This window comes from Cryomorphaceae bacterium (assembly GCA_007695365.1).
Lineage (GTDB): Bacteria > Bacteroidota > Bacteroidia > Flavobacteriales_D > SKUL01 > SKUL01.
In genome coordinates this window covers 1-7,210 of the sequence record REDV01000022.1, presented here as the reverse complement: position 1 = coordinate 7,210, position 7,210 = coordinate 1, and the positions used below count along the sequence as shown (strand labels likewise).

At 51.4% G+C, this 7,210-nt stretch carries 5 protein-coding genes and 1 riboswitch; all 5 genes read left to right on the top strand.

Going from position 1 to position 7,210, the window contains the following annotated elements; genetic code table 11:
• The first annotated feature begins 212 nt into the window (after nucleotides 1-212).
• A complete protein-coding gene (locus tag EA392_00495; protein TVR42263.1) occupies nucleotides 213-2,261 on the top strand; it encodes a T9SS C-terminal target domain-containing protein in 2,049 nt (682 codons plus the stop codon).
• A gap of 1 nt (nucleotide 2,262) precedes the next feature.
• Nucleotides 2,263-3,705 carry an aldehyde dehydrogenase family protein gene (locus tag EA392_00490; protein ID TVR42262.1) on the top strand — a complete coding sequence of 481 codons (1,443 nt, stop codon included), beginning with the start codon at nucleotides 2,263-2,265 and terminating at the stop codon, nucleotides 3,703-3,705.
• 101 nt (nucleotides 3,706-3,806) lie between these two features.
• Nucleotides 3,807-4,160, top strand: a complete 354-nt coding sequence (locus EA392_00485) for a type II toxin-antitoxin system RelE/ParE family toxin (GenBank protein ID TVR42261.1) — start codon at nucleotides 3,807-3,809, stop codon at nucleotides 4,158-4,160.
• Nucleotides 4,157-4,465 carry an XRE family transcriptional regulator gene (locus EA392_00480; GenBank protein ID TVR42260.1) on the top strand — a complete coding sequence of 103 codons (309 nt, stop codon included), beginning with the start codon at nucleotides 4,157-4,159 and terminating at the stop codon, nucleotides 4,463-4,465. The genes EA392_00485 and EA392_00480 overlap by 4 nt, the downstream gene beginning before the upstream one ends.
• 85 nt (nucleotides 4,466-4,550) lie before the next feature.
• Nucleotides 4,551-4,664, top strand: a riboswitch (TPP riboswitch).
• Between the two features lie 66 nt (nucleotides 4,665-4,730).
• Nucleotides 4,731-7,142 (top strand): TonB-dependent receptor, encoded by a 2,412-nt coding sequence (locus tag EA392_00475; protein TVR42259.1) that lies wholly within the window; start codon nucleotides 4,731-4,733, stop codon nucleotides 7,140-7,142.
• The last annotated feature ends 68 nt before the right edge of the window (nucleotides 7,143-7,210 follow it).

The window sequence follows — 7,210 nt, the reverse complement described above, 5'->3', positions numbered from 1 at the left end:
GCGCTGTATGTAGATGGTGAGTTGCTGGTGAAAAAAGCGATTAAGTTAGCCGATTAATTTTGCTTCTCTCCTCGAATATTGAAGGAGCGTCCCGCAAGGGGCGCTTTTTTTGAATAAAACCAATTCCCTCCGCTTGCTCCGAAACGATTTCAAAATTCCGAAATCTTCAAAAAACCTAATCCGTATCTTCGGCTGCACAACCTGTTTTTACCATGAAGTATTTATTGACTCTTGTGCTGTTGGTCATTTTTACATCGGCCCAAAGCCAAACGCCTCATCTGCACTGCGGCACCGATGAAATGCACGGCGAAATACTCCGAATGGGCCCGCAAATCGCCGCCGCCATAGCCGCGCGAAACCAGTCCCTGGACGAAGCTGCCCGTCATTTTCAGCGGGTTTCACGCAGCAACGACCCCTATATCATACCGGTGGTTTTTCACGTCATCCACAACTTCGGCCCCGAAAATATTTCGGATGCCCAGATATACGATGCTGTGGAGCAGGCAAACCTTCAACTCCGCAAACTCAATCCCGATACGGGCGATATCCTTCCGGAATTTCAAGGTATTGCAGCCGATACCGAAATCGAAATCCGTCTGGCCCGCAAAGACCCGGAGGGCAACTGTACCAACGGCATTACCCGCACGGCATCTGCGCTCACCAACCCGGGCGACCACAGTGCCAAATCGCTCATTCAGTGGCCGCCGGACCAGTACCTGAACATCTACGTGTGCGCCGACGCCGCCGGCCTGGCCGGTCACGCTGTAATGCCCGCCGCCGCCGATACTATTCCGGAATGGGACGGAATCGTGATGCGGCACGACTACGTAGGAACCATCGGAACCAGTAATTATTTCAGGCGGACCGTGCTCACCCACGAAATTGGTCACTACCTCAATCTGCAACACATCTGGGGCGGCAACAATGTGCCCGGCTTTTTCTACCTGCCCGTGGCTAACCCCAACAACTGCAATTTTGACGACGACGTGGAAGACACACCCAATACCATCGGCTGGCAAAACTGCAACCTGTCGGGAACAACCTGCGGCTCGCTCGACAATGTGCAGAACTACATGGATTACGCCTATTGTGCCCGCATGTTTACCGAAGGGCAGCGCGACAGAATGCACGCCACGCTCAATTCGCCCATTGCCGGCCGGAACAACCTCTGGCAACCCGACAACCTGGAGGCTACCGGTGTTTTTTGGGAGCCCAACATTTGCAAGGTGGATTTCGAAGCTGACAAAAGGCTGCTATGCGCCGGTGAGAGTGTGCAGTTCAATGACTTGAGCTACCACGACATCACTTCGTGGAGTTGGACCTTTGAGGGCGGGGGACCGGAATTCTCCAGCAGCGCCAACCCCTTGGTGCAGTACAATGAGAGCGGCGATTTTAATGTGTCCATAGTGGTGAGTACCTCAAGCGGTTTTTCGCAAATCACCCGCCCCAACTATATCCGCGTGATGCCCGCACCCCCGGATCAGCAAAGCCAAATGGCAGACGATTTTGAAACCGAGAGCCTCTCGCAAAACCTGTGGTTCTTCAACCCCGAGCCCGACGATGGCTGGGTCGTTGCCCAAGTAGGTTTCAACAGCGCGCAGTCGTTGATGTTTGCCAATGGTGCCGACGTGCGGGGCAGGGTGGTGAACGCTATTTCGCAGCCCCTGAACCTGAGCGAAGAAACCGAAGTTGTATTGTCGTTTAAACACGCCTGGGCCAAACGCGCGCCCAACAACAACGACCGCCTAAGGGTGTACCGCTCCACGAATTGCGGCAATACCTGGATTCCGCTGGTAAGCTTCACGGGAAACACCAACCTCGAAACGGCACCATTGCTTCAGGATGAGGACTTCATTCCTGCAACGGAAAGCGATTGGACAGCCACAGAGGTAAACCTTCCTGCAGCGCTGCTCACCGAATCGGTCATGTTTCGGATTGAATTTTTGAGCGACGGCGGCAATTTTGTGTACATCGACGACTTTTATGTAGGTCCGCCCGGCGCCTTGAGCGTGGAAGAACTTTTGAGCGGACAAGTGGATGTGTACCCGGTGCCTTTTGGCGATTGGCTGCATATTCGTCCGCGCCCGGGTTTCCCCGACATTGAGCAGTTAGAACTGATAGATATGACCGGAAGAACCGTCCTTCAATCGCCGTTTAACAGCGCCCGCCCGGTGTTGCACACAAGTTCGCTGCCCCACGGTGCTTATTTGTTGCGGATGCACACCGGCAGCGGCTTTGTTCACAAGAAAATTTTGAAGTAAGATGTCCACCACCACCCCCAACCGATTCAGCAATGCCGAAGAAGCGCGGCGCGTGTTTGATTTGCAACACGCTCCCGACAACCTTCAGCGCATGAAAAACACCACGGCCAAAGAGCGCGTTGAGCGCATTCGCCGTATTGACCGCTACCTGAACGACTCCGTCAAAAAGCAGCTTTGGATGGATGCGCTTCAAACCGATCTGCGTAAGAGCAGGGAAGAGGCCATTGCTACAGAGCTGGCAACCATCCAGGTTTGCATGCGGCACATTTACGACGAGCTGGGCGAATGGATGCGCGACCGACCCGTGTCAGGACCCCTTGCCATGCTGGGCATGAGCAGTTGGGTGCGCCACGAACCGAAGGGTCATGTGATGGTGATTTCTCCCTGGAACTACCCCCTGCAATTGGCCGTGAACCCAATGATTCACGCCATAGCTGCCGGAAATGTGGTGTTGCTCAAACCTTCGGAAATTGCGGCGGCCACATCGGGCTTTTTAAAGACCATGATTGGTGAACTCTTCGACGAACGGGAGGTGGCAGTTGTAGAAGGCGATGTGCCGACTACCACCGAGTTGTTGTCGCTGCCCTTTCACCATATTTTCTTTACCGGAAGCCCCAAGGTGGGTAAGATTGTGATGCGTGCGGCTTCGGAGCACCTCACTTCGGTGACTCTTGAACTGGGCGGGAAGTCGCCGGTGATTGTGGACGAAACAGCCAACGTAAAAGACGCTGCCGAAAAAGTGGCCTGGGGCAAGTGCATCAATGCCGGTCAAACCTGCATTGCACCTGATTATGCCCTGGTTCACGAATCGAAGTTGGAAGCCTTTGCGGCTGCGTTTGAAAAAGCAGTGCAACAGATGTACAACCGCACCGGGCAGGGCATTGCGCAATCATGCGATTACTGCCGGATCATTGACGACCGCAATTTTGAACGCGTAAAATCGCTGATTGACGATGCCGTGCAAAACGGGGCAACACTGCGCGTGGCGGGGGATATGAACCCCTCCGACAGATTGATTGCACCGCATTTGCTACTTGGTGTGAGTCCTGATATGCGCATCATGGAAGAAGAAATTTTCGGTCCGGTGTTGCCTGTGTTGCCGGTAGAGAACCTTGATGCCGCTATTGAAATAATCAGCCAGGGCGAAAAGCCTTTGGCGCTGTACATCATGAGTAAGAGCAAGAAAAACATCGGGTATATCCTCAAGCAAACCACATCGGGCGGCGTTGGTATCAACGAAGTGATGGTAACCTCCATCAACCCCAATCTGCCATTTGGCGGAGTGAACCACAGCGGTATCGGAAAATCCAACGGCCACTACGGCTTTGTGGAGTTTTCGAACGAGCGTGGAGTGGTAAAGCGCAAGTATCTCGATTTTAAGATGATTTACCCACCCTACAAGCCCGCACTGGCCAATTTGCTGGGGAAATTGTCGCGCTGGTGAAGCTTTGATTCAGTTCGGCAGGTAATGTAACGTGTACGTGCTCAGTTCATACGAACGTTTGTTTCTTATTCAGGAAACTTTTATCTTTGTGTTAAACTACAATGGTGAGCGACTCAAGGTTTGAGGTTGTGTTTTTAGAAGAAGCCAAATTGTTTTTAGACGGGCTCGACGAAAAATCCAGAAGCAAGATAGTTTACAATCTTTGGAAGTCGAAAATGGCCAACGACAAGGAGTTATTCAAAAAGCTGCAAAATGAAATATGGGAGTTTCGAACAAAGTATAGCAAAGCCCATTACCGGCTTCTTGCCTTTTGGGATAAACGAAACAAGTCTGAAACCTTAGTTGTTGCAACACATGGTTTCCTGAAGAAGACAGACAAGATACCAAAAGTTGAAATTGCCAGAGCAGAGAGCTTACGTAAACAGTATTTAAACGAAACATGGGAGAAAAGATGAAAACGTATACACTGGAAGAGCTCACCGACCAATACATCGGAAAAAAAGGCACCAAAGAGCGCAACGAATTCGAGCATGAACTTCGGCTGGATCTATTGGGCCGTGCAATCAAAAAAGCAAGAAAAGAGCGTAATTTAACGCAGGAAGAGCTGGGTAAATTGGTTGGGGTTAAGAAAGCCCAGATATCCAAGATAGAGAATAGTGCGACCAACGCAAGATTCGACACTATTTTGAAAGTGTTTGAAGCACTCGATGCAAAAGTGCATTTCAGCATTGTGTTCAATAATCAAAAAATGGCCTACTAACAATATGTAGATCAGTAGAGTGTGGTGAGAATGGAGTTGCCCGAATCTTTCCGAACAATGTTTCCGCGGGTTTGTTACTTTTGCCGCGTCTCATAAGGGGTGCCTTATCTCCCGAAGTAGTTCGGGATGTCAGGCTGAGATTATACCCAAATAACCTGATCCGGGTAATGCCGGCGTAGGGAGGAGGTTTTTTTAATTCGTTAATTTTTCTGCGGGAAAGTTGCCCCTTGTTTTCTGCAATTGTTGAACTTAAAACAATTGTACGATGCGGTTTATTACGCTGCTTACCACTGCGCTCCTCCTCACGCAAACAGCCGCGGGGCAGGGCGAAATTCACGGAGTTATAACCAATGATCGGGGCGAACCGCTTGCAGGTGCGGCGGTGGCCATTGCCGAAACTTTCAAGGGTACCTTTACCGCTACCGATGGAAGTTACCGCCTGCGAAACCTGAGACCAGGGCCTTACGCAATGCGCGTGTCTTTCCTGGGATTTGAAACCGTTGAAGATACCTTGCTGGTGCAAGACGGCGAGCGGCTCATCTGGAGTCCGCAGATGCGGCCAAGTATCTTCCTCTCCGAAGAAGTGGTGATTTCGGCTACGCGGGCGGGAAGCAAAACTCCCACCACTTACACCAATCTCAGCAAAGAAGAGGTCGGAGACGCCAATTTCGGGCAGGACCTGCCATACATACTGGAATTTACACCCTCGGCTGTGGTAACCTCCGACGCAGGAGCAGGGGTGGGCTACACGGGTATTCGCATTCGCGGAAGCGACCCCACCCGAACCAACGTTACCATCAATGGAATTCCGGTGAATGACGCGGAGTCGCATGGCGTTTTCTGGGTAAACATGCCCGATCTGGCTTCATCGCTGGAAAGTGTGCAGATACAACGCGGTGTCGGAACATCCTCCAACGGAGCGGCGGCTTTTGGTGCAAGCATCAACTTGCAAACCAACGCGCTTCAGGAAAAAGCCTACGGCGAGATTGAAAATGCATACGGCTCATTCAATACCTGGCGCCACACCGTAAAAGCTGGAACAGGACTCATCGACAATAAGTTTTCGCTGGATGCCCGCCTGTCGCAAATCACCTCTGACGGCTACATTGATAGGGCCTCCAGCGATTTGCGCTCTTACTACCTTGCCGGAGCATGGCACGGTAAGAACTCGGTATTGCGCCTCAATGTGTTTGGTGGGCACGAAGTAACCTATCAGGCATGGAATGGAGTATCGGCCGAAAACCTTGAGAACAACCGCACCTTTAACAGCGCGGGAATGTTTTTTGACCAGGACGGCAATATGCAGTTTTACGACAATGAAGTAGACAATTACCAGCAACACCACTACCAGCTGCACTTTTCGCATCGATTCAGTCAACGTGTAAACTTCAACACCTCCCTGCACTACACGCGCGGTGCCGGCTACTTTGAGCAATACCGTGCCAACGACCGTTTCAGCACCTACAACCTCGAGCCACTGGTGGTGAACAGCGACACCATCACGCGTACCGATTTGATTCGCCGCAGGTGGCTGGACAATCACTTCTACGGGCAGGTGTTTTCCATGAACTACAACAACCACCGCGGACTGGATGTAACCGTTGGTGGGGGCTGGAATGTTTACGACGGTGATCATTTTGGCGAGATTATCTGGGCCCGCTTTGCTTCCCAGAGCAACATTCGCGACCGCTACTACGATAACAACGCGCTCAAAACCGAGTGGCACGGATACGTAAAAGCCACGCAGCAGTTGGGAAAATTTACCGCCTTTGCCGATTTGCAATACCGCGGCATAGACTATCGCTTTGAGGGATTCAATGTGGTGTTTGAGGAATTTGTGCTGGCCGATCAGCAAGTGAACTTCGGGTTTTTTAATCCCAAGGCCGGATTTATGTTCGATCTCAATGAGCGAAACAACTTTTACGCTTCGCTCGGTGTGTCGCATCGAGAGCCTGTGCGCCGCGACTTTACACAAAGCACTCCTGAAAGTCGTCCGGTGGCCGAGCAACTTCGGAACCTGGAGGTAGGCTACCGTTACCGCGGCCGAAATTGGTTTTTAAATGCCAATTACTACCTGATGGACTATAAAGACCAGCTTGTGTTGAACGGCGAGATCAATGATGTAGGAGCCTACAATCGCGTAAATGTGGATGACAGCTACCGAATGGGGATTGAAATTGAAGGGGGTGTGCGCCTGCACCGTACACTAACCCTTGGAGGTAATGCCACATTCAGTCGGAATAAAATCCGTTCGTTCACCGAATTTGTGGACGACTTTGATCAGGGTGGCCAACTGGCCATTGAGCACAGCAATACCGACATCGCCTTTTCGCCCAATTTTGTGGCAGGGGGGATTCTTACCTACGAGCCCTTGAAGGACTTGCGCATGAGCTTGATGCCTAAATACGTGGGTGAGCAGTTTTTGGACAATACTTCTGACCGCAATCGAATGCTGGATGCTTATTTCATTACCAACTTCAGGTTGCACTATACCCTGCGCGACGTGCTTTTCAGCGAAATGGAAATCGGTGTATTGGTGTACAACATGTTTGACGCGTTATACGAGAACAACGGCTATACGTTCAGTTACATAGCCGACCAGCAAATGACTACCGAAAACTTCTACTACCCGCAGGCAGGCCGCAATTTCCTGGTGAGTCTCAGGCTGAGATTGTAGCCTGGTATCAACGGATGTTCTGCCACTTTTCCCGGCACTCCTGGAATCGCTCCACGCGGTTTTCGGGA